This is a genomic window from Pedobacter sp. Leaf170, from assembly GCF_920984665.1.
In the GTDB taxonomy this organism is placed as follows: domain Bacteria; phylum Bacteroidota; class Bacteroidia; order Sphingobacteriales; family Sphingobacteriaceae; genus Pedobacter.
The window spans coordinates 1-22,061 of sequence record NZ_CAKLBP010000004.1; the positions used below are offsets into that span (position 1 = coordinate 1).

Annotated in this window: 16 protein-coding genes; 9 read left to right on the forward strand and 7 right to left on the reverse strand. The window is 34.5% G+C overall.

Annotated elements, in window-relative coordinates; genetic code table 11:
- Window positions 1-122: 122 nt before the first annotated feature.
- The 4 genes from LUA90_RS10760 to LUA90_RS10775 all read right to left on the reverse strand — a co-directional run bounded on the left by LUA90_RS10760 (window position 123) and on the right by LUA90_RS10775 (window position 6,097).
- Window positions 123-839: a hypothetical protein gene (locus LUA90_RS10760; RefSeq protein ID WP_231490987.1), complete on the reverse strand. Its 717-nt coding sequence runs from the start codon at window positions 837-839 to the stop codon at window positions 123-125.
- Between the two features lie 368 nt (window positions 840-1,207).
- Complete coding sequence (locus tag LUA90_RS10765; protein ID WP_231464484.1) at window positions 1,208-2,533, reverse strand: OmpA family protein; 1,326 nt, start codon at window positions 2,531-2,533, stop codon at window positions 1,208-1,210.
- Between the two features lie 98 nt (window positions 2,534-2,631).
- On the reverse strand, window positions 2,632-4,350 hold the full coding sequence (gene ggt, locus LUA90_RS10770) for a gamma-glutamyltransferase (RefSeq protein ID WP_231464487.1): 1,719 nt from the start codon (window positions 4,348-4,350) through the stop codon (window positions 2,632-2,634).
- Complete coding sequence (locus tag LUA90_RS10775) at window positions 4,322-6,097, reverse strand: long-chain fatty acid--CoA ligase (RefSeq protein WP_231490988.1); 1,776 nt, start codon at window positions 6,095-6,097, stop codon at window positions 4,322-4,324. Before LUA90_RS10775 ends, ggt begins: the two co-directional genes overlap by 29 nt.
- Before the next feature lie 251 nt (window positions 6,098-6,348).
- On the opposite strand from LUA90_RS10775, the gene LUA90_RS10780 reads away from it, so the two are divergent.
- Window positions 6,349-6,825 carry a hypothetical protein gene (locus LUA90_RS10780; protein ID WP_231464493.1) on the forward strand — a complete coding sequence of 159 codons (477 nt, stop codon included), beginning with the start codon at window positions 6,349-6,351 and terminating at the stop codon, window positions 6,823-6,825.
- Window positions 6,826-6,898: 73 nt separating this feature from the next.
- On the opposite strand, the gene LUA90_RS10785 is transcribed toward LUA90_RS10780, so the two are convergent.
- On the reverse strand, window positions 6,899-8,728 hold the full coding sequence (locus LUA90_RS10785) for a M61 family metallopeptidase (protein WP_231464495.1): 1,830 nt from the start codon (window positions 8,726-8,728) through the stop codon (window positions 6,899-6,901).
- 365 nt (window positions 8,729-9,093) lie between these two features.
- Here LUA90_RS10785 and LUA90_RS10790 point away from each other — a divergent pair, with 365 nt between their 5' ends.
- The 6 genes from LUA90_RS10790 to htpG all read left to right on the forward strand — a co-directional run bounded on the left by LUA90_RS10790 (window position 9,094) and on the right by htpG (window position 18,143).
- On the forward strand, window positions 9,094-10,185 hold the full coding sequence (locus LUA90_RS10790; RefSeq protein WP_231464498.1) for an efflux RND transporter periplasmic adaptor subunit: 1,092 nt from the start codon (window positions 9,094-9,096) through the stop codon (window positions 10,183-10,185).
- Window positions 10,186-10,187: 2 nt separating this feature from the next.
- On the forward strand, window positions 10,188-13,301 hold the full coding sequence (locus tag LUA90_RS10795; RefSeq protein WP_231464501.1) for an efflux RND transporter permease subunit: 3,114 nt from the start codon (window positions 10,188-10,190) through the stop codon (window positions 13,299-13,301).
- Window positions 13,302-13,306: 5 nt separating this feature from the next.
- Entirely contained in the window at window positions 13,307-14,617 is a 1,311-nt protein-coding gene (locus tag LUA90_RS10800) for a TolC family protein (protein WP_231464504.1), read from the forward strand.
- Window positions 14,618-14,634: 17 nt separating this feature from the next.
- Complete coding sequence (locus LUA90_RS10805) at window positions 14,635-15,498, forward strand: N-acetylglucosamine kinase (protein ID WP_231464506.1); 864 nt, start codon at window positions 14,635-14,637, stop codon at window positions 15,496-15,498.
- A 92-nt stretch (window positions 15,499-15,590) separates the two neighbouring features.
- Window positions 15,591-15,980 (forward strand): PleD family two-component system response regulator, encoded by a 390-nt coding sequence (locus LUA90_RS10810; protein WP_231464509.1) that lies wholly within the window; start codon window positions 15,591-15,593, stop codon window positions 15,978-15,980.
- Window positions 15,981-16,256: 276 nt separating this feature from the next.
- Window positions 16,257-18,143, forward strand: coding sequence for a molecular chaperone HtpG (gene htpG, locus LUA90_RS10815; protein ID WP_231464513.1), 1,887 nt, complete (start codon window positions 16,257-16,259; stop codon window positions 18,141-18,143).
- A 60-nt stretch (window positions 18,144-18,203) separates the two neighbouring features.
- On the opposite strand, the gene LUA90_RS10820 is transcribed toward htpG, so the two are convergent.
- Complete coding sequence (locus tag LUA90_RS10820; protein ID WP_231464516.1) at window positions 18,204-18,704, reverse strand: type I restriction endonuclease; 501 nt, start codon at window positions 18,702-18,704, stop codon at window positions 18,204-18,206.
- A gap of 349 nt (window positions 18,705-19,053) precedes the next feature.
- Between LUA90_RS10820 and LUA90_RS10825 the strand changes: the two genes are divergently transcribed.
- On the forward strand, window positions 19,054-19,794 hold the full coding sequence (locus LUA90_RS10825; protein WP_231464519.1) for a LytTR family DNA-binding domain-containing protein: 741 nt from the start codon (window positions 19,054-19,056) through the stop codon (window positions 19,792-19,794).
- 831 nt (window positions 19,795-20,625) lie between these two features.
- On the opposite strand, the gene LUA90_RS10830 is transcribed toward LUA90_RS10825, so the two are convergent.
- The gene (locus LUA90_RS10830) at window positions 20,626-20,772 is read right to left on the reverse strand and encodes a hypothetical protein (RefSeq protein WP_231464522.1); all 147 of its coding nucleotides are present in this window, start codon (window positions 20,770-20,772) and stop codon (window positions 20,626-20,628) included.
- Between the two features lie 151 nt (window positions 20,773-20,923).
- Here LUA90_RS10830 and LUA90_RS10835 point away from each other — a divergent pair, with 151 nt between their 5' ends.
- Window positions 20,924-22,051 carry a sensor histidine kinase gene (locus LUA90_RS10835; RefSeq protein WP_231464525.1) on the forward strand — a complete coding sequence of 376 codons (1,128 nt, stop codon included), beginning with the start codon at window positions 20,924-20,926 and terminating at the stop codon, window positions 22,049-22,051.
- Window positions 22,052-22,061: the final 10 nt, after the last annotated feature.

Here is a 22,061-nt window from a genome sequence, read left to right on the forward strand (position 1 = left end):
GGATGGTGGACTACAATTACCATCGACCACACCAGGCATTAAACTTCAAATCTCCTGTAGATTTATTGCAGGAAATTTGAGGACAAAATTATACTTTTGAATGGTCTGAAAAACAGGGGAGCTTACACACCAGCTGACAACTCAACAATATCTCCATTACTCTTTGTGTAATATGTCGGCAAGCCAAAGACAATATGATTAACATCAATATGCCTAATTAACCTGTTACTACCCCCAACCCAAACCCACTCAAGCTTGATTTTATTTAGACCTGCCTCTTGCCAATTTGCGCCTGAAGTTTTAATAAAAACGAATGACTCGCAGTCTGTATCCAAAGATTCATCTTTACCTGTTCCAGTATCACCGGGAGGTTGTTCTTCTTGGTCAACCCCATTCGGACCATTCGTTCCACATCCTGTACTAAATAGATAAGACCAATGCTGATCTACTTCAACATCGTTCTCATAATACGTATCAACCCAATAATAGTGGACACAATTGGATTCCATTATTATATTATCCTTTAATTTATTCAAACTTTGCAGCTTATTAACTTTAAGGTTTGGTTGTTTATTAGACAGTTTATTTTCGTCGCTCGAATTTTGAAATCGAAGAATTGATTTATCCTTAATCTTTTTACCTAATGACGTAAGTTTATACAACTTTAATGGCGTTAAGCTTGTTGTATCAGATAAATTTTCCTTAAATAGATTTAATATTTGATATCTTCTAAGGTCATTTTCAACTTTGATTACCAAATATAATTGACCCTTTTTATTAGTTAAATCAAAAAGATTAGTCTTTATTGGTACAGTAAGTATAAGAGATTGTTCATTCAAATACTGCGTTTTTACATTATCCCATTCGGGTTGCTGCTCAATCTTAATTGAGCTTCCAGTATTTGAATTAAGGTTGCTATTTTTATTCTTAATTTGTTCTAAGTACCAAGATTTTGCATCTGAAATTTTATCAGAAATTGATAAGTTTGATGAATTATCCTTTTTACACGAATTAAAAACAAGGGTAAAAACGTGAACCCTATTATAAGCAATAAATTTATTTTTCTCATCCTGAGCGATTTTAGATTAAAGATTAGTGGGATGAGATTATCTAAAATAATAATTATTTATTATATAACAAAATATCTTTTAAATAAAAAATGCCCCTTGATGAAAATCAAGGGGCATTTTTTATAATTTATTAATTTCTAGTATAAAGTAAATTCTACACGACGATTTTTCTGACGACCAGCTGCAGTTTTGTTAGTTGCAATTGGTTGACCCATTCCGTAACCTGTAGCTTCGATACGAGAGGCATTAGCACCTTGAGAAACTAAGTAAGCTTTAACAGATTCTGCTCTTTCTTTAGATAAACGTAAGTTTAATTCTTTAGAACCTGTGTTATCAGTATGACCAGCTAATTTTAAGCTAAAGTTTTTCTGTACCAATAAAGCAGCAACTCTGTTTAATGATGCAAAAGATTTAGAACGAATTGTAGCTTTACCTAAATCAAATTCTAAGTTTTTAATCGCTTCGTTAACAACTTTACGATCTTCTTCAGTAACTACAACTTTCTCAACAACTTTTTCAGGAGTTTTCAAAGGACAACCTGAACCATCAACAACTGTACCTGAAGGTGTTCCTGGGCATTTGTCTAATTTATCAGCCACACCATCACCATCTGTATCTTTTAATAAATCAGCCATTTCAGAACGTAATCTAGCATTCTCAGCTTTTTGAGCATCTAAATCACCTTTTAATGCATTAGCCGTATTTTTTGCAGCAAGTGCTTCATCATAAGTAGCAGCAACCGGATTATGGAAAGCTAATTGTTTTCCTTTACCTAATGCAAACTCTAAACCAGCGTAAGCATAGTTGTATTTATCGTTAGTTCCGTTTTTGTATAAACCATCTAAATTATCACCATCAACATAGTTGATAGTCCAACCTAAATCGATATTAACACCATCAGAAACTTTGAATTTTGCACCAACACCTACCGGGATAATTAATTCATTGATTGTTTTTCCACCTGCATAAGACGATGAACCACCTGCAGTAGTGATAGTTGGTTTGTAACCAGCTAAACCAGCACCAGCTGAAGCGTAAAGTTGAACAGCGTTTTCTTTTCTGAACATATCAATATTGAACATATTGATAACTGCACTTAAGCTAGCTGAGTAATTTAATTTTGTATCGAAAGCAGATACAGTGCTTGTATTAGTGAAACCACTGTCATAAGCTTCAGTGTTATCACCTTTTAATTTACCCATTACTCCGTCTAAACGCAAAGAGAAATAGTTAGTTAATTGTTTCTTCACGTATACTCCGTAGCCGAAACTTGTTTTGTTATTGCTAAAATCGTTTCTTCCACCTAATGGAGATAAAGGCGTTAAACCACCGGCATTTACACCAATTGACCAAGTTCTGAAAGGGGTTGCTGATGAGGTAGCAGGCTCTTGAGCCATTGCAGTAGACCCAACTAATAATCCGGCTAGCACAACCGGTAGGGATTTGAATAAATTTGATTTCATCTTGTTTTAAGTTTTAACGTTAATAAGCGTTGCCCACCTATTACAATCGTCATACCAAAAATGTTTAAGAATGATAAATAATTTTCAACTTTTTAAAATTAATAACCTATAGCTTTATCGTCACCACGCGGATCGGCTCCGCCTTGGTAATAACCCCATTTGGTTCTAAGGATTGCATCAACACGCCCAATTGGCCCTCTAGACAATATTTTGTACCCCTTTGATTTTAATTTCTCGGTAGATAAACTATCTAAAGCACCTGTTTCTACATACACTTCATCTGGCAGCCATTGATGGTGAAATTTTTTAGCAGAAACAGCAGATTGCATCGACATATCAAAATCAATAACATTAATGATTGTCTGAAATACAGACGTTATAATGGTAGAGCCTCCGGGTGTACCAACAACCATAAATAATTTTCCATCTTTTTCAACAATACTTGGTGTCATAGAGCTAAGCATTCTTTTGTTAGGAGCAATGGCATTGGCTTCTCCGCCAACCAAACCATACATATTTGGTGCCCCTGGCTTTACAGAAAAATCGTCCATTTCATTATTCAAAAGAAAACCTGCACCTTTTACAGCAACCAGCGACCCATAAGAACCGTTTAACGTAGTGGTTATAGACACTGCATTTCCTTCTTTATCAACTATAGAAAAATGAGTGGTTTCTTCATGTTCTTTTGCATTTACATCACCTGCTTTAACTTCAGCGCTCGGCGTTGCTTTAGCCCAGTTAAAGCTTGCCATTCTATTTGTATTGTATTTAAGACTGGTTAATTTTGATTCAGGCACTTTATAAAAATCAGGGTCGCCGAGGTGTGTAGCCCTGTCTGCATAAACTCTTCTTTCTGCCTCAACAATCAATTGAACTGTAGAATCTGCATTATGACCCCATTTTTTTAGTGGATAAGGTTCTACAGATTGTAATAATTGAATAAGTGCAATACCGCCGCTAGATGTTGGCGGCATGGTAATAATTTTATATCCTCTATAATTCCCCGTTATAGGCTTACGCCATGCAGAATGGTAATTTTTCAAATCTTCTTTAGAGATTAAACCCTTCCCTTTCTGCATTTCTGCCACAATAAAATCAGCAACACTTCCCTCATAGAACCCTGCTCTACCTTTTTCCTGAACCAATTTTAAGGTGTTTGCCAATTCTTGTTGAACTAATAGATCATTTTCCTTCCAGGTGCCTTCTAAACTTACAAATGCGGTTCCATCCGGATTAAATTTCATAAAATTTCTGTGTAGACCATTTAGTTCACCAGCCTGGCGTTTGGTAATTTGAAAGCCGTTTTGAGCCAAATCAATAGAAGGTTGTACAACCTGTGCCCAGGTTAATTTACCGTATTTTTTATGTGCTTCAACCATGCCATCAACTGAGCCTGGTACACCTGCTGCAAGATGACCGTACAAACTTTTAGCTACAATCGGGTTTCCGGCAGAATCTAAATACATATCTCTACTTGCCGCAGAAGGTCCTTTTTCTCTAAAATCAAGGGTGTTTATTTCTCCTTTTGATGAACGATAAACCATAAAGCCACCGCCCCCAATATTCCCCGCATTGGGGTAAACAACTGCCAATGCAAATTGAACTGCTACCGCAGCATCAACAGCATTACCACCCTTTTTTAAAATATCTACACCAACTTTTGATGCTTCGGGATGCGCAGACACCACCATCCCGTTTTTGTATTCATCACTATTTTTTTTACCTAATTGTCCGCTAACACAACCAGAAAGTGTTAAGGCAATTAAAAAACATCCTGTTAGGATAAAATTAAGTTGAAGCTTTATAGTCTTCTGCATCTTTGTAAATTTTTTCAATTATAGTATTATTTTTTTCGGTTATTACCTTTCTTTTCAAGCTTAATTTTGGTGTAAGTTCCCCACCATCAATACTCCATTCTTTTGGGAGTAATGCAATTCGTTTAATTTGCTCCCATTTACCAAAACCCACATTAGCAGCTTCAATTACTTCATTATATTTAGCTAAAATCTGTTCGTTTTTAATTATTTCTTCGTTAGATGTGAACGAAATCCCTTTACGAGCCGCCCAGTTTTTTAACGTTTCAAAGTTCGGCACAACCAATGCCGACGGAAATTTTCGATTTTCGCCTAAAACCATTATCTGCTCAATAAAAATAGATTCTTTATACTTGTTCTCTAGCATTTGTGGCGCAATATATTTGCCACCGGCCGTTTTAAACATCTCTTTTTTCCTATCGGTGATTCTTAAAAACCGACCATCAACCAATTCGCCGATATCGCCGGTGTGAAACCATCCATCTTTATCAATCGCCTCGTCGGTTAAATCAGGACGGTTATAATAACCTTTCATCACCTGATGTCCGCGGGTTAAAACTTCCCCATCTGGTGCAATTTTAACTTCTACACCACTAATCACTTCTCCAACAGAACCAAACATTGTACCGCCGAAATGATTAACCGTAATTACAGGCGAAGTTTCTGTTAAGCCATAACCCTCAAATACCGGCATACCAGCGGCCCAAAAAATTCTGGCTAAACGAGGATTTAACGCTGCACCACCCGAAACAATAACCACAATTTGGCCACCTAATGCTTCCTGCCATTTTTTAAAAACAAGTTTACGAGCGATGGAAAGTTTAAAATTATACCAGGCTCCGGCATCAATTGTATACTTTTCGGCAAGCGCCACCGACCAAAAGAAAATTCCCTTTTTTACTCCGCTTAGCGATTTACCTTTTTCCATAATTTTATCGTAAACCTTTTCTAACAAACGCGGTACGGTAGAAAATGCATTAGGTTTTACATGCTGAATATCGGCAACAATGGTTTCCATACTTTCGGCATAATAAACTGAAGTGCGGTTAAACAGATATAAATAAATTATCATCCGTTCGAAAATGTGTGAAAGTGGCAAAAAGCTTAAACCTTTATTAACGCCTTGCGGCATTACCACCGCAGAATGCACAAAATTACAAACCAGATTACTATGCGTAAGCATTACGCCTTTCGGTGTACCGGTTGTTCCAGAAGTATATATTAAGGTAAGAATATCTTCGGGTGTAATTTGGTTACGATGCTCATCAAGATTAATTTCGGGACTGTTTTGCCCATCGTTAATAAGCACTTTCCAATTATCAGCTCCGCTAACTTCATTAAAAGTATAAATCTTAATTTGAGGATTTACAGCCTCTATATTTGGTTTTACTTTCTTATATAAATCTTCATCCGCAACAAAAATTATTGAGATTTCAGCATCCTTTAATATGAATTGAATATCGTGATCAGCTAATGTTGGATATAAAGGAATTTGATAAGCACCAATTTGATTTGCAGCAAAATCTGCAATGTTCCATTCTGGTCTGTTATGAGACATTACAGCAACTCTACCACCTTTTTTAATGCCAACTTTTATTAAACCTCGGCTCAAACTATCAACGGTGGCACAAAATTCTTCTGTACTGTAATTTATCCACTTGCCATTTACTTTTCCGTTAATAAATTCTGACTTAGGCTGTTCAAGACTAAATTTTAGGAGGTCGAATACACGTTTAATATCTGCAGCCATAAGATTTTATTATTTGGTTAAGTTAAAAATATCACCTCAAAAAGCCAATGAATATCAAGAGGTTGAATTCTGGAGATCATCTAATTTTTATGGAAACTATTTTGAGGTACAATTTATTGGAATAAACTTAGCAAATACATTATTACTATGCAAGCATTGTTTTTATGAAAGACAATTTTTACCTAAAAAATATAAACGGCACTAAAGTTGTTAGGCAGATATTACTTTAAAAAAACATTAAATATCACATTATGAAAAAATTATTTACTATTTTATGTTGCACAGCTCTATTTGCTCTGGCAACAACATCTGTAAAAGCACAAGACTACAAAAATGCTATTGGTGGTCGTTTTGGAAGCTACAACGGTGTTTCATTTAAAACTGCTTTAAGTTCAAACACTAAGTTAGAGCTAATTGGTAATTTCAGAAGTAACCGTAATTTTAGCTGGGCTCAATTAACCGGTCTTTACGAAGTTTATAATCCAATTGGTGGTGCGCCAGGTTTAAAATGGTACTATGGTGGTGGTGCAAGTGTAGGTTCTGTTAAAAATAAAGCATTTGATTCAAGCGATATTTACTTAGGTCTTAACGGTGTTTTAGGTTTAGATTATAAATTTAAGGGCGCTCCGATCAACTTATCACTAGATTGGATTCCAACTTTAAGAGTTACACCTGATACTGATTTCTATAGTGGAGATATTGGTTTAGGTGTTAGATTCACTTTCTAAGCTTAATTCAAAATAAAAAACGCTCTGGTAAATAATTATCAGAGCGTTTTTTTATGTCAAAAATTTTATCAATTTATATTCCCATCCACTTTTTCAATACCGCTTTTTGAGCCGGTGTTGCATTTTCATCAATGGTTGCTTTTAAACGCACACTCGGATTAGCCTTTAGTGTTAAAGTAATCTCTTTTTCAATTCCATCACGTTTAACTTTAAGCTTTAATGTATCGCCAATATTCTTTTTGGCAACAATAGGTAATGCTTCTAAAGATACAGCTGGTGTACGCAATTTAATATTTGATAAAGCATCACCAACGGTAACATCATCAAGTGAAATAATTACATCATTCACATTTAAACCAGCATCCCAAGCTGCAGAACCTCTTGTAGTGCTGGTAACTGCTAAACCATCATTGGTTAATTGTCCGGCTGCACCTGTAACCGGCTTATCAGGTGTGGCATTTTCAGTAGAAACATTAACGCCGGCATAGCCAAAGTATTTTACATATTCAGCATCAATAACCCCATTCACATATTTCTCCCAAAAATTTGTAAAACTAATACCAGCAACTTTTTCTACCATTGCTTTAAATTCAGCATCAGTATAACCGCGTTTTAATGTTTTACATTGCAGGTACATTGCTTTCATCACATCATCTAAACTTTTAGCGCCTTTTGTTGCATTGATGATTTCCAAATCCATTAAAATACCAATTACTTCACCTTTACTGTAATAAGAAATTGAATTATTTTTCGAATTTTCGTTAGGGCGATAACCAATTATCCATGCATCATAACTTGATGAAGCAGCAGATTGAACTTTAGCGCCCGGAGTATTTAAAACAGTAGCGGTTGCTGCTGCTAAACCATTTACAAATCCATTCGGATCTTCAAAACCTGCCCTTAACATGTATTTGTTTTCGTAGTAAGATGTAAAACCTTCAGCTACCCAAAGATTAGTTGTATAGTTTTCATTATCATAATCAAATGGGCCTAAAGCTACCGGACGTAAACGTTTTACATTCCACAAATGATGATATTCATGCGCAACTAAACTTAAAAAGCCTTTATAACCCGCAGCTGTGCTGTAAGCATTTCTGGTTGCTCCTAAAGTTGTAGAATTTAAATGTTCTAAACCTCCGCCACCGCGGTTAAAATTATGAACAATGAACAAATAATATTTATTTGGATTTTCACCATAAACTGCTGTAGCCTGCTCAACAATTTTGGCCATATCAACCTTTAACTTTTCTTTATCATAGTTACCTCCACCATACATTGCAACCTCATGGCGAACGCCCGAAGCCATAAATTCGAATGTATCCTGATTACCAACTTCAATCGGACTATCATATAACCAATCGAAATCTGGTGCCGAGTAAGTAAATTGTGCTCCAGCAACAGGAGTTAGGCCTGTAGATACTTTGCTCCAGGTATTAAACGGGATAATTTTCACCGTGCTCGGAGATTTAATCATCCCAGCCGGATGCATAAAAATTCCTGTTGGCGATAAAAACGCATGCGATTCATCGATAAATGGTGTACGAACAGAAATTTCAAAAGCATAAACACGATAGTTTATTTTAATGTTGTTCGCCTTAGCAGAGAATATCCTCCAAATATTTTTTCTTACTTTTTCTACTTTTAAGGCTTTTCCAGAAGCTGAAGCTGTAAATCCTTCAACACTTTTCTCAAACTCGCGAACCAGGTAAGAACCTGGCGTCCAAACCGGCATTTTAACATCAACATAATCTTTTGCTAAGCCCGAAATATTCATTTGAACTTCGGCATAATGAGCTTGCGGCTCTTTAAAGGAAACCTCAAAACCTATTTTTACTTGCGCCTTCGCTCCCATAACCGCTAATAGTATTAAAACTAAATTTAAAATTGACTTTTTGATAAACATATAGATTTGTTTTGTCGCAAATTTATATTTTATGTGGATGGATTAAAATTAAATTACAAATTGTGTCGTAAAATAATTGTGGTTAAATCTCAAAGTATCAATTTACTGCTCAAAATCTGCTTATGTAAAATAATTGTGCATATTTAAACCTGCTTGTTAAATGTTTGTCGTTAACATAGGGCAAAACTTAAAAGTAGTATTGCAACAATAGATGAAATATTATGATTGTTGGATTATTAGAAAATAAATATGCTGTAACATCCTTAATACAACATTTTTAGCAAGAACTAAATAGATATTTTTACGCTCTGCTTTCTAAATTAAAACAGTTAACTAATGTTTAGAAGGCTCAACACAAAAGAAAAATGAAGAAAAGGTATATTTTTTACGCCGTTTTAGCGCTGGGTTTAGCTTACCTGGTTTACTACCGAATTAATGCAAACAAAAAATTAGAAGGAAAAGGTGGCGCTGCCTCTGGTGCAGCTAAAGGAGGAAAAGATGGTAATTCGGCACCTCCAATGGCTGTGGAAGGCATTGTGGTAAAACCTACAACATTTGATAGCGATTTAGAGGTAACAGGAACCATTGAGGCAAATGAATCAGTTGTGTTAAAAAGTGAGGTTTCTGGCTTAGTTACCGGGATTTACTTTACCGAAGGTGCAAACGTTTCTAAAGGTGCAGTTTTAGTTAAAATTAACGATAGAGATATTCAGGCGCAATTACAGGAAGCTTTAACCAAACAAAAACTTTCTGCTACAAATGAAAACAGGGCAAAACAGCTTTTAGAAAAAGGAGCGATTAGTCAGGAAGAGTACGATACCTCTCTTGCAGATTTAAAATCTTTACAGGCGCAGGCACAACTTATACGTGCACAACAGGCAAAAACAATAATCAGAGCGCCATTTAGCGGACGTGTTGGTTTAAGGAATATTTCATCCGGTACTTACCTAACACCATCAACTGTTATTGCGAACCTAGTTAGTACAAACCCGGTAAAAGTTACTTTTTCGGTACCTGAAAAATATGCAAGACAAATTAAAATGGGTGGAAATATTTCTTTTACTACAGATGGTTCGCCAACGTTAAATATTGGAAAGATTTACGCCATTGAACCGGGAATAAATGCTGCAACGCGTACTTTACAAATCAGAGCCTTGGCTCAAAACAATGAAAATAAATTACTACCGGGTTCTTTTGCAAAGATAAAATTGGCACTCAGCACTTTACAAGATGCTATTTTAGTACCTAATGAGGCTATTATTCCGGTTTTAAAAGGAAAAATTGTTTACGTTCAAAAAAATGGAAAAGCCGAAGAAGTTGCTGTTGAAGCCGGAACACGTACGGATGAAAGCATTGTTATTACTTCAGGTTTAAAAGCAGGCGATACCGTTTTAACAACCGGCTCTATGTCTTTAAAGAAAGGTTCTGCGGTGAAAGTTCGTTTGGCAAAAGATTAAGTATGAGCATTTCAACCACGAGTATAAAACGCCCGGTTCTGGCAATAGTGATGAATCTATTGATTGTCCTGTTTGGAGTAATCGGCTATAACTTTTTAGGGGTTAGAGAATACCCGTCTATCGATCCAACGGTGGTATCGGTAAGAACTTCTTACCCAGGGGCAAACTCTGATATCATCGAATCGCAGATTACAGAGCCATTAGAGAAATCTATAAACTCGATTGATGGTATTCGTAACATCTCATCATCAAGTAATCAGGGTACAAGTAACATTACAATAGAATTTAACCTTGATAAAAATATTGAGGAAGCTACTAATGATGTAAGAGATAAGGTTTCGCAGGCAGCAAGAAATTTACCAAGAGATATTGATGGCTTACCAATTGTAAGTAAAGCCGATGCCAACTCCGACCCGATTTTATCCATGACTATTCAGAGTGATAAAAGAAACACTTTGGAGTTGAGTGATTTTGCAGAAAATGTAATTGCAGATCGTATTCAAACCATTCCTGGCGTTAGTAGCGTGCAAATTCAAGGTCAAAGGAAATATGCAATGCGTATTTGGATGGACCCAAATAAGCTTAGTGCTTATGGTTTAACAGCACAAGATATTGTTACAGCGCTTGATAATGAAAACGTAGAATTACCCTCGGGAAAAATTACCGGCGCAACTACCGAGCTTACCGTAAAAACATTAGGTAAATTGGTGAATGAAGAACAGTTTAACAATTTAATCCTAAAATCAGACAGCAATCAGGTTGTTAAGCTAAAAGATGTTGGAAGTGTTGTTTTAGGTCCTGAAAACGAAGAAACCATTTTACGTGAATCAGGCAAACCAATGGTTGCTGTTGCCATTATCCCACAACCTGGTGCCAATTATCTTGATATCAGCAAAGAATTTTATAAACGTTTTGATAAGCTAAAAGCAGACATTCCGAAAGATATTAAGCTGAAAGTTGCTTTAGATACTACGCTTTTCATTAAGCGTTCGGTAACTGAAGTTGCTGAAACCATTGGTTTATCACTGGTTCTTGTAATATTGATTATTTACTTGTTTTTTAGGGATTGGGGCATCGCATTCAGACCATTAATTGATATTCCGGTATCCCTTATTTTTACATTCTTCATCATGTACGCCTTCGGATTTTCGATAAACGTACTAAGTTTACTTGCCATTGTTTTAGCAACAGGTTTGGTTGTTGATGATGGTATCGTGGTAACAGAAAACATTTTTAAGAAAGTTGAGGAAGGCATGTCGCCTTTTGAAGCGGCTATTAAAGGTTCAAACGAGATATTTTTTGCGGTAATATCTATATCCATCACGCTTGCTGCGGTATTTCTTCCGGTAATTTTCTTACAAGGCTTTGTTGGAAGATTATTTAGGGAATTTGGTGTGGTTATCGGCGCTGCTGTTTTGGTTTCGGCTTTTGTATCCTTAACCCTTACGCCAATGTTAAATGCTTACCTGATGAAAAAAGGCGGGCATAAACCATCTAAATTTTACAATTGGACAGAGCCATATTTTGTAAAGTTAAATGATGCTTACGAATCGAACCTGAACAAATTTTTAGATAAACGATGGTTAGCTGCACCAATTATTTTGGTGTGTATGGGGATGATTTTCTTATTCTGGAAAATTTTACCAAAAGAAACAGCGCCTTATGATGATAGAAGTGCCATAAATGTTAACGTATCAACTCCAGAAGGTTCTTCTTTTACATACACTGATAAATTTATAATGAAAATTAATCAGATGATAATTGATTCTGTTCCGGAGAAAAACGTAAACATTACCATAACTTCTCCGGGATTTGGTGGCGCAGGTTCAACAAACTCTGGTTTTGTTAGAATGGGTTTAGTAGATCCGGGAGAGCGAACGCGTACGCAGAAAGAAATTGCAGATATGCTAACCAAAATCACTAAAAAATATAGTGAAGGTAAAACGATTGTAAATCAGCAGCCAACCATTTCTGTTGGTCGTAGAGGCGGGTTACCTGTGAGTTACATTATCCAAGCGCAAAATTTCGAAAAGCTTAGAGAGAAAGTGCCATTGTTTATGGATGAAGTGGCAAAGAATCCTACTTTCACTGTATCTGATGTTAACTTGAAATTTAATAAACCAGAAATTAACCTTACCATAGATAGAGATAAAGCCAAAAATCTTGGTGTTTCTATTTCTGCAATTGCGCAAACTTTAAACCTTGGCTTAAGCGGACAACGATTTTCGTACTTTTTTATGAACGGGAAGCAATACCAGGTTATTGGCCAGTTTGATAGAGCCGACCGTGCAGACCCTTTAGATTTAAGCTCAGTTTACGTTAGAAACGATAAAGGCGAACTCATACAGCTAGATAATTTAGTTACTGCGAAAGAAGAAAGCAGTCCGCCGCAATTATACAGAAACAACCGTTTTATTTCGGCTACAGTTTCAGCTGGTTTAGCGCCAGGAAAAAGCATTGGCGAGGGAATTGACGCAATGGATGATATTGCAGCCAAAGTGTTAGATGAAACCTTTTCTACCGATTTAAGTGGTGAATCTAGAGATTTTAAGGAAAGTTCTTCCAATACCTTTTTTGCTTTTGGATTAGCGCTTCTTTTGGTTTATTTAATCCTTTCTGCTCAGTTTGAGAGCTTTAAAGATCCTGTAATTATTATTTTAACCGTTCCGATGGCTGTAGCAGGTGCATTTTTATCGCTATGGTTATGCGGTCAAAGCTGGAACATTTTTAGCCAGATTGGAACAATCATGCTAATTGGATTGGTAACCAAAAACGGGATTTTAATTGTAGAATTTGCAAATCAGCTAAAAGAAAAGGGAATCCCTATTCCTGAAGCCATCCGCGAAGCATCTGTTTCTCGTTTGCGCCCAATTTTAATGACGAGCTTAGCCATTGCTATTGGCGCATTACCAATTGCTATGGCCTTAGGTGCAGCAGCAAAAAGTAGAATGAGTATGGGAACCGTAATTGTTGGCGGAACCATGTTTTCATTGGTTTTAACCTTATTTGTAATCCCTGCCATATATTCTTACTGGGCTAAACCTTACAAACCAAATAAAGACTTAAAAGAAGCAGAACGTTACGAACATGAAGCTTTGGAGACAGCATCAAAATAAACAAAATGATTAAAAAAATAAATCTATTTGTGTTGTTACTGAGCATTTTTTTTACTGCTAAAGCGCAAGAAATGCTCACTTTGCAAGATGCAATAACTATTGCAATGCAAAATAATTACGATATAAAAATTAGCAAGAACAATATTAATATTGCAAAAAATAACGCCAACATAGGTAATGCTGGTATGTTGCCAAGCCTAACCGGAACTTATTCAAACGGAGGAAGCCGCCAAAATACCCGCCAAACGCCGGCAACAGGCCCCGATAGAGTAATTACCGGAGCCAGAAGTACAAATAACGACTTAGGTGCAGATTTAAACTGGACAGTTTTTGATGGATTTACCATGTTTGCAAATTATGACAGGTTAAAAGAACTTGAAAAACAAGGCGAGTTAAATTCTCGCTTAACCATTTTAACAACCATTGCTGATGTAATAACTGCATACTATGATGTTGTAAGACAACAAAAATTAGTGGTCGCTGCAGATAGTGCAATTGATGTTTCCGTTTTTAGAGAGCAGATTGCAAAAACAAAATTACAATTAGGCAGAGGTTCTAAATTGGATGTACTTACTGCACAGGTTGATTATAATGCAGATACATCAAATTATTTACAACAACTCAATGCTTTGCAAGTAGCAAAAGTTAGGCTAAACCAAATTATGGCGAGAAATGTTAATTTAACATTTACGGCCGCAAATGATGTAGCTATTGATAACACTTTAGTATATAGCAAACTTGCAGAGCTTGCAGAAAAGCAAAATCCTAATGTTCAAAATGCTTTTATAAATCAAAGAGTTGCATCGTTAAATCTTAAATCGATTAAGGGTGCAAGATATCCTGTAGTAAGTTTAAATTCTGGCTATAGCAGAACAAATAGCACAAGCCCAACAGGGTTTAACCAGAAATTTGCCGCCAATGGTTTTACTTATGGGGTAACTGCAAGTTTGAATATATTTAATGGCTTTTTGCAACGGCAACAAGAACGTAACGCCAAGATAGAGATTGATAATTCTACATTAAACCTAAACAAAACCAAACTCGATATTAGCTCTCAATTGCTAACGGCTTATCAGAATTACATAACTTATCTTGATTTAGTGAAGTTGGAGCAGAAAAATGTTGATATTGCAAAAGAAAATCTTGAAATTACATTAGCCAAATATAAATTAGGTAGCATCCCGCCATTAGAGTTAAGAGAAGCTCAAAGAAATTCTATTGATGCTCAAAATCGATATATAGAAATGGAATACCAAGCTAAAATTGCCGAAACCATTTTAAAAGAGATTACCGGAAATATAGATTTATCTAATTAATTTTTATATTTATTGCCATGATACTTGTTGCAGATAGCGGCTCATCAAAAACAGATTGGATGGGTTATTTTAATGGTAAAGTGATTAAATTTAATACTCAAGGTATTAATCCATACTTTTTAAATGAGCAGGAAATAACAACCATCATTTCAAAAAACGAAATAATTGCACCCTTAGTAGATGAAGTAACCGAAATATATTTTTTTGGTGCAGGTTGCTCCTCGCCCGATAAGCATGAGGTGGTATCTAACGGGTTATCAGCAATTTTTAAAAATGCTTTTATTTCAGTAGAACACGATTTGTTAGGCTCTGTTTACGCAACATGCGGCGATACTGAAGGGTTAAATTGCATATTAGGTACTGGTTCTAACATTTGCTATTTTGATGGAAAAAAAATCCATGACGGGCACCATGGTTTGGGTTATGTTTTAGGCGATGAAGGTTCGGGTACTTTCTTCGGCAAAAAAGTGCTCTTAAGTTTTCTATATAATAAGATGCCAGCAGATTTACGAGCAGCATTTAAGAAGGCATTTCCAGTAGAAAAGGAACAGATTATTACGAATATTTATCAGAAACCTTTCGCAAACATATACCTGGCCGGCTTTAGCCGATTTATGGCTGATAACCAGGAGCATGCCTTTATCCAGGAAATTTTAAGAAAAGGTTTTCAGGAGTTTGTTGATACAAATGTTAAAGATTATCCAAACTATAAATCCCTCCCCTGCCACTTTGTTGGTTCAATTGCCTACTACTATCAAAACACTTTAAAAAGTGTATTAGCTGAAAATGGAATAGAAACCGGCAAGATTTTGCAAAAACCAATTGAAGACCTTTTTAACTATATTTTAAATAAAGAAGGTATAGTAAAAGCGGTAAATTAATTGCTTTTTCACATTTATAAAATCTAAAAAGATTATAAACATAACAATAAACATATTGTTATAATTATAAAAGCGTTTAATGCATAAATAATATGAAGAGAATACTGGTAGTTGATGATGACGTAGAGGTTTTAGAAACCATTCAGTTGATATTAGAAATAGGTGGATTTAAAGTTTCGGCACTTCTTGATGGTGAAGAAGTTTTTAATAGAATAGAAAGCTTTAAGCCTGATTTGATTTTGCTTGACATATCATTAGGTCATATTGATGGCCGTGTATTGTGCGAGCAACTAAAATCAATTGACAGCACATCAAAAATTCCAATCTTACTTATCTCTGGATTATATGACCAGAAAGATTTTACAACTTTAAACTATGGTCAGGATGATTTCTTATCAAAACCTTTCCAAATGGATGTTCTTTTGAAAAAAATAAGTAAGATATTATCTTTAGAACAAGATGAAACATATTTAATGAATTAAGATAATTCTAAAAATTATTGAAGCCGGTTTATGCCGGCTTTTTTTTGCTGAAAAATTCAATTTGATGATGTGCTTTCAATTTAAACCCGATTGAAACGGCAGCCCCCGATTTTCTCGGGGCTAAAGTGTAAAGCGGGACTAACATTATTTGAAAAACAGGCTTTGCTTTCCAAATTTTTAAACTCCGGATTTTTATATCTTTCTGTCAATTTGTCAAATAAATTGGTTTGGAACATTGCTTGTTAGGTACCAAGAGATTAAATAATTTATTTACATATGAGCATTCAAGAAAAAGGGAATATATCGATACACACGGAAAATATTTTCCCAATAATTAAGAAGTTTTTATACTCAGATAACGAAATTTTCCTTCGTGAGTTGGTTTCTAACGCAGTTGATGCTGTTCAGAAAATAAAAAGATTAGGATCGTTAGGGCAGTTTAACGGCGAAGTTGGCCAACCATTGGTTCAGGTAGCAGTTGATAAAGAAGCAAAAACCATAACCATTAGCGATAATGGTTTGGGTATGACTGCCGAAGAAATTAAAAAATACATTAACCAGGTTGCATTTTCTGGTGCAAGCGAATTTGTAGAGAAATTTAAGGATGCTAAAGACGCAAACGAGATTATAGGTAAATTTGGATTAGGATTTTATTCTGCATTTATGGTAGCCGATTTAGTCGAAATACAGACTTTATCATACCAGGATGGCGCAGAACCTGCTCGTTGGGTTTGTGATGGTAGTACAGAATTTGAAATTACAGAAGGCACCAAAACTACTCGTGGAACAGATATTATTTTGCATGTTAACAAAGATTCTGAAGAGTTTTTAGAAGAATCTAAATTACAGGAAATATTAGATAAATACGCTAAATTTTTGCCTGTTCCGATTAAATTTGGTACCAAAACAGAATCAGAAGAAGATGGTGAAGATGAAGAAGGAAAGAAAAAATATAAGGATGTTGTAGTTGATAACATCATTAACACAACCAATCCGATTTGGACGAAAGCTCCTGCAGATTTGTCAGACGAGGATTATTTAAATTTTTACCGCGAATTATATCCTTTTAGTGAAGAGCCTTTATTTTGGATTCACTTAAATGTTGATTATCCATTTAATTTAACCGGTGTATTGTATTTCCCTAAGTTGAAAAACGACTTTGAAATGCAACGCAACAAAATTAAATTATACTCTCGCCAAGTATTTATTACTGATGAGGTTAAAGACATTGTTCCTGAATTTTTAATGCTTTTACATGGCGTAATTGATTCACCGGATATCCCTTTAAATGTTTCGCGTAGCTTCTTACAGGCAGATAGCAATGTTAAAAAAATAAATAATTACATCACTAAAAAGGTGGCTGATAAATTAGCAGAATTATTTGCTAAAGACCGTAAATCATTTGAAGATAAATGGAAAGACATTGGTCTTTTTGTTAAATACGGAATGATTAGTGAAGAAAAATTTTACGATAAAGCTAAAGATTTCGCCTTAGTTGGGAATACCAAAAACGAACTTTTTACGCTAAATGAATACAAGGATAAAGTATCTCCATTGCAAACAGACAAAAATGGAACAGTAGTTTATTTGTATTCAAATGATGCATCGAAACAAGATGCTTTTATACAATCGGCTAACAAAAAAGATTACGATGTTTTAGTTTTAGATTCTCCGATTGATAATCACTTCATTCAACAATTAGAGCAGAAATTAGAAAAGACATCAATAAAACGTGTTGATTCTAGCGTAGCTGATAAACTGATTGAAAAAGATGAAGTGAACGAGCATGTTTTAAGCGAAGAGCAGGTTAAAGAGGTGACATCAATTTTTGAAAAAGCAATTACAAAAGCCGGAATGCAGGTTGAAGTTGTTGCGCTAAATCCTGATGAATTACCTGTTACCATTACTATGGATGAATTTATGCGTAGAATGAAAGACATGGCGGCAATGGGCGGTGGAATGGGCTTTTATGGCCAAATACCGGATAGCTATAAAGTTGCTATCAATGGAAATCATAAATTGGTAAGTAAAATTTTAAAAGCCGAAGGTGAAGAGCAAAGTAACCTGGCAAAACAAGCAGTAGACTTGGCTTTATTGGCTCAAGGAATGCTAACTGGTGCAGAGTTAACTGCATTTGTGAGCAGAAGCGTAGAATTAATTTAATAGATAATCTTAAGATTATTTAATGCCAAAAAAGCCTCTAAAATTTTAGAGGCTTTTTTGCTAAACAGCAATATTATTTTCTTTATTTACGTTGAAGTAATCTTTATGTTCTTCTAAAAGCTTAGCTATTGTTGCAGCTTTCATGTCTTTAATGTTGAACTCAAACAAAGGTTCCTGATTTTTTTTGCTCTTAACCATTTTCTCGGTGTAAAAACGATAGTCTAAACCATTGGTTAGCAAACCATACTTAGCCTTAGTTTTACGGAAATATTTTGACAGGCGAGAATCGTTGATATCAAGATTATCGGCATGGTGCTTACATTCTACAAGGATAGTTGGTTCACCATCTTTCATAATAGTGTAATCTACCTTTTTGCTTTTTTTCACTCCGAAATCTGCAACTGCTTCAGATTGTACTTCAGATGGATTAAATACATCATAACCTAAGATTTGGATGAAAGGCATAACCAATGCGTTTCTTGTCAAATCTTCTGATTGAACTTGCGGAAGCATTTTCTTAATTCTAACTGCAAATTCTCCAATTTCGTCTTTAAGTTCCATAATCAAATTTTTAATTATATGTTCTTCTTTATTTTTGCAAATTTCCCTGTTTTGTATCGCCTTAAAAACATAAATTTCTAAAGGCCATACATAATTAGGGATGGGTAAATGTTGTTAACTGCTAGAAAATGAATCTTCTAACAATTATTCGTTTTTGGCAAACATCACTAATATTGATAAAACAACTAAAAGCTCTTATTTTTTTACACGAACTACCCAAAATTTTACATCAAAGCCAAAATTGATAAGCGTTTAGGCCAGAAAAAGATTTTGAGACGAGCTATATGAAGGAATTCTTTTTTTATTTAACTTGCGTTAAAATCATTCCAAACACACTTTGTAAAACATCATGAATTTAAAATGCGTTGTTATTGACGATGAGCAGCATGCTATCGAGGTTCTAACTGACCACATAGCCGAAATGCCTGGCTTAACGGTTTTTAAAACTTTTACCAGTCCGGTACAAGCTTTAACGGAGATTAGTGTGGGCGATGAGATTGATCTTTTGTTTATGGATATTGATATGCCAGGAATAAATGGCTTAGAATTAGCTAAAAATATTCGCGAAAAGGCGAAATATTTGATATTTACTACCGCACATCCAGATTATGCGCTACAGGCATTTGATGTGCAATCAGATCAGTATCTGCTTAAACCAATATCTTTCGCAAAATTTGCGCTTGGGATAGACAGAATTTTAAAGAAGGAAGCAAATAATGCTAAAAATGCAGCGAAAGAAACTGAACAGGTTGCTGCGCTTTACATTAAAGGAGATCATAAATATGCTTTCTCTAATATTTTGATTGATGATATTTTGTACATAAGGGCATTACAAAATTATATTCAAATAATAACGAAAACCGAAACAAATACCACATATCTAACCTTAAAGGAAATAGAAAAGGCTTTGGAAAATCATGCCTTTATACGTGTAAACAAATCTAATATCGTTGCTAAAGCAGCTATTAAGAAAGTAGATGGCAATATTATACGTTTAGTTAATAATGAAATGATTCAGATTGGAGAAGGATACAAAGAGGCATTCTTTGCTTATATTCAAAGTAGCTTATTAAAATCCGGAAGAAGTTAAAACTATTTGCTGAATATATTTGACATTGATGATTGTGTCATTAGTATTGTATTAGCAGTTGGATCCGTGCTAAAGAAATCTGAAGATTTGATATTTTTAAAGATAAAAATCGTCTTCTTTTTGATTTGAGTATTTGGCTTGAAGTTCATTTGATTAGGTTAAAGGAGTGACATCACAATTATAAGAATTAATTTTATTCTTACAATGTTTAAACTAGCTTTCCCGTCAAGAAATCAATACTAACATATACTCAATGGCTTATTTATGACTAATGTTAGATGGAGATTGGTTTATCATTTAAATTTCGGTATTGAATTTTATTAAGACTTGCCGCTTTTTTAAATGAGTTTAGATTTTTTTTAACTTGATATTTTAAGTTGTAAACTCTTACTTGTTGAAGATATTAGACATCGAAGATTGAGTCATTAATATTGTATTTGCAGTTGGGTCTGTGCTGAAGTTGTTTTGAGACTTAATGTTTTTATAAACAAATGCAGTGTTCTTTTTTAGTTTGATATTTTGAGTTTTCATATGATTACTTGTTGAAGATATTAGACATTGAAGATTGAGTCATTAAAATTGTATTTGCAGTTGGGTCTGTGCTGAAGTTGTTTTGAGACTTAACGTTTTTATAAACAAATGCAATGTTCTTTTTTAATTTGATATTTTGAGTTTTCATATGATTACTTGTTGAAGATATTAGACATTGAAGATTGAGTCATTAAAATTGTATTGGCAGTTGGGTCTGTGCTGAAGTTGTTTTGAGACTTAACGTTTTTATAAACAAATGCAACGTTCTTTTTTAATTTGATATTTTGAGTTTTCATATGATTACTTGTTGAAGATATTAGACATTGAAGATTGAGTCATTAAAATTGTATTTGCAGTTGGGTCTGTGCTAAAGTTGTTTTGAGATTTAACATTTTTGTAAACAAATGCCGTATTCTTTTTTAATTTTGTAGTGATTTGCGCTTTCATAGTATATATATTTATTGCTTTTAAGTAATTTGCTATCGTTTCGATTAACTGATGTAAAGGTGCGTCGAAAAAGAAGGTGATGCGAAATTTTTACATGAACCCGTTATTTTTACAGATAAAACCCCCTATTTAGTAGATAAAAACCATTTAAATGAACATTCTGAAGATTAAAAGCTGGTATACTAAAAATCATATCCATGTCAAAGCTTGGGCTATTTTTATTATATATGAGGTTTCTATAACATCAATCGTAAATAAGGGATTAGGAGATGTCGGCAGTTATTTATTTCACTATTCCCTCAATATTGGTCTGTTTTATTTTCATGCTACTTTTTTTCAAAAGTTAATGAATGGAAATATTAATTTCAAAAATTGGCTTTATATACCTTTATTGATATTAGAAATAATTTTATGCTTAGCCATTTCATACCCGGTAGACTACTTACTTTCTACGACAATATATTATCACCCTGAAAGACCAAAACTTGAGTTCAATAGTATATACGTATTGAGAGTTACTTGGAGAGCACTATATTTTATAGCTTTCAGTTCAGGTTACGTTTTCTTATTAAATTCTATCAAAGAACGAAGAAGGGTTCAGAAACTTGAAAAACAAAATTTAATTAACCAAATCGAAAAGCAAGCTTTAGAAAATGATTTAGTACAATCTCAAAACAATTTCCTCCGTAGTCAGATAAATCCACATTTTCTGTTTAATACCTTAAATTTTATTTACAATGATGCAAGGAAAAAAGCGCCTTTAGCAGCTGATGCGATTATGAACTTATCAGAAATGATGAGGTATGCATTAAAACGTCCTGAGGCTTCAGAATTAGTGCCATTAAGTGAAGAAGTTGAGCAAATTGAACATCTAATAAACTTGCATAAATTACGTACTGCAAACACGATAAACTTTAATCTTGAGGTAAATGATGATCTATTTGGACTAAGATTTCCGCCACTTATATTGTTAACCTTAGTTGAAAATATGTTTAAACATGGCAACATTACACATTCTGTGCAGCCTTGTATTGTGCAAATAAACTACGATAGGAAAAATTTAGTTATCACAACTATTAATATGATAAATGATGTGAAGAAAAAAGAAGTGGAGAGTCATCATGTAGGTATGGAAAACATAGATAAACGCCTTAATAACTTCTATAAAGATAGATACTCATTCAAATTTTATAAAGATGAAACCAATAGATATTTTACAGAAATAAGGGTAGATATTGAAAATCCAATGGCAGGGTTAAATCAAGCGGCAAATATTTAATTATCTAAAT

What these genes read in the sequence shown, in the direction of transcription:
- LUA90_RS10795 (WP_231464501.1), top strand. Translation starts at nt 10,188, where the DNA reads ATGAGCATTTCAACCACGAGTATAAAACGCCCGGTTCTGGCAATAGTG.
- LUA90_RS10830 (WP_231464522.1), bottom strand. Translation starts at nt 20,772, where the DNA reads ATGAAAGCGCAAATCACTACAAAATTAAAAAAGAATACGGCATTTGTT.
- LUA90_RS10775 (WP_231490988.1), bottom strand. Translation starts at nt 6,097, where the DNA reads ATGGCTGCAGATATTAAACGTGTATTCGACCTCCTAAAATTTAGTCTT.
- LUA90_RS10785 (WP_231464495.1), bottom strand. Translation starts at nt 8,728, where the DNA reads ATGTTTATCAAAAAGTCAATTTTAAATTTAGTTTTAATACTATTAGCG.
- LUA90_RS10805 (WP_231464506.1), top strand. Translation starts at nt 14,635, where the DNA reads ATGATACTTGTTGCAGATAGCGGCTCATCAAAAACAGATTGGATGGGT.
- LUA90_RS10790 (WP_231464498.1), top strand. Translation starts at nt 9,094, where the DNA reads ATGAAGAAAAGGTATATTTTTTACGCCGTTTTAGCGCTGGGTTTAGCT.
- LUA90_RS10800 (WP_231464504.1), top strand. Translation starts at nt 13,307, where the DNA reads ATGATTAAAAAAATAAATCTATTTGTGTTGTTACTGAGCATTTTTTTT.
- LUA90_RS10820 (WP_231464516.1), bottom strand. Translation starts at nt 18,704, where the DNA reads ATGGAACTTAAAGACGAAATTGGAGAATTTGCAGTTAGAATTAAGAAA.
- LUA90_RS10835 (WP_231464525.1), top strand. Translation starts at nt 20,924, where the DNA reads ATGAACATTCTGAAGATTAAAAGCTGGTATACTAAAAATCATATCCAT.
- htpG (WP_231464513.1), top strand. Translation starts at nt 16,257, where the DNA reads ATGAGCATTCAAGAAAAAGGGAATATATCGATACACACGGAAAATATT.
- LUA90_RS10765 (WP_231464484.1), bottom strand. Translation starts at nt 2,533, where the DNA reads ATGAAATCAAATTTATTCAAATCCCTACCGGTTGTGCTAGCCGGATTA.
- ggt (WP_231464487.1), bottom strand. Translation starts at nt 4,350, where the DNA reads ATGCAGAAGACTATAAAGCTTCAACTTAATTTTATCCTAACAGGATGT.
- LUA90_RS10810 (WP_231464509.1), top strand. Translation starts at nt 15,591, where the DNA reads ATGAAGAGAATACTGGTAGTTGATGATGACGTAGAGGTTTTAGAAACC.
- LUA90_RS10780 (WP_231464493.1), top strand. Translation starts at nt 6,349, where the DNA reads ATGAAAAAATTATTTACTATTTTATGTTGCACAGCTCTATTTGCTCTG.
- LUA90_RS10825 (WP_231464519.1), top strand. Translation starts at nt 19,054, where the DNA reads ATGAATTTAAAATGCGTTGTTATTGACGATGAGCAGCATGCTATCGAG.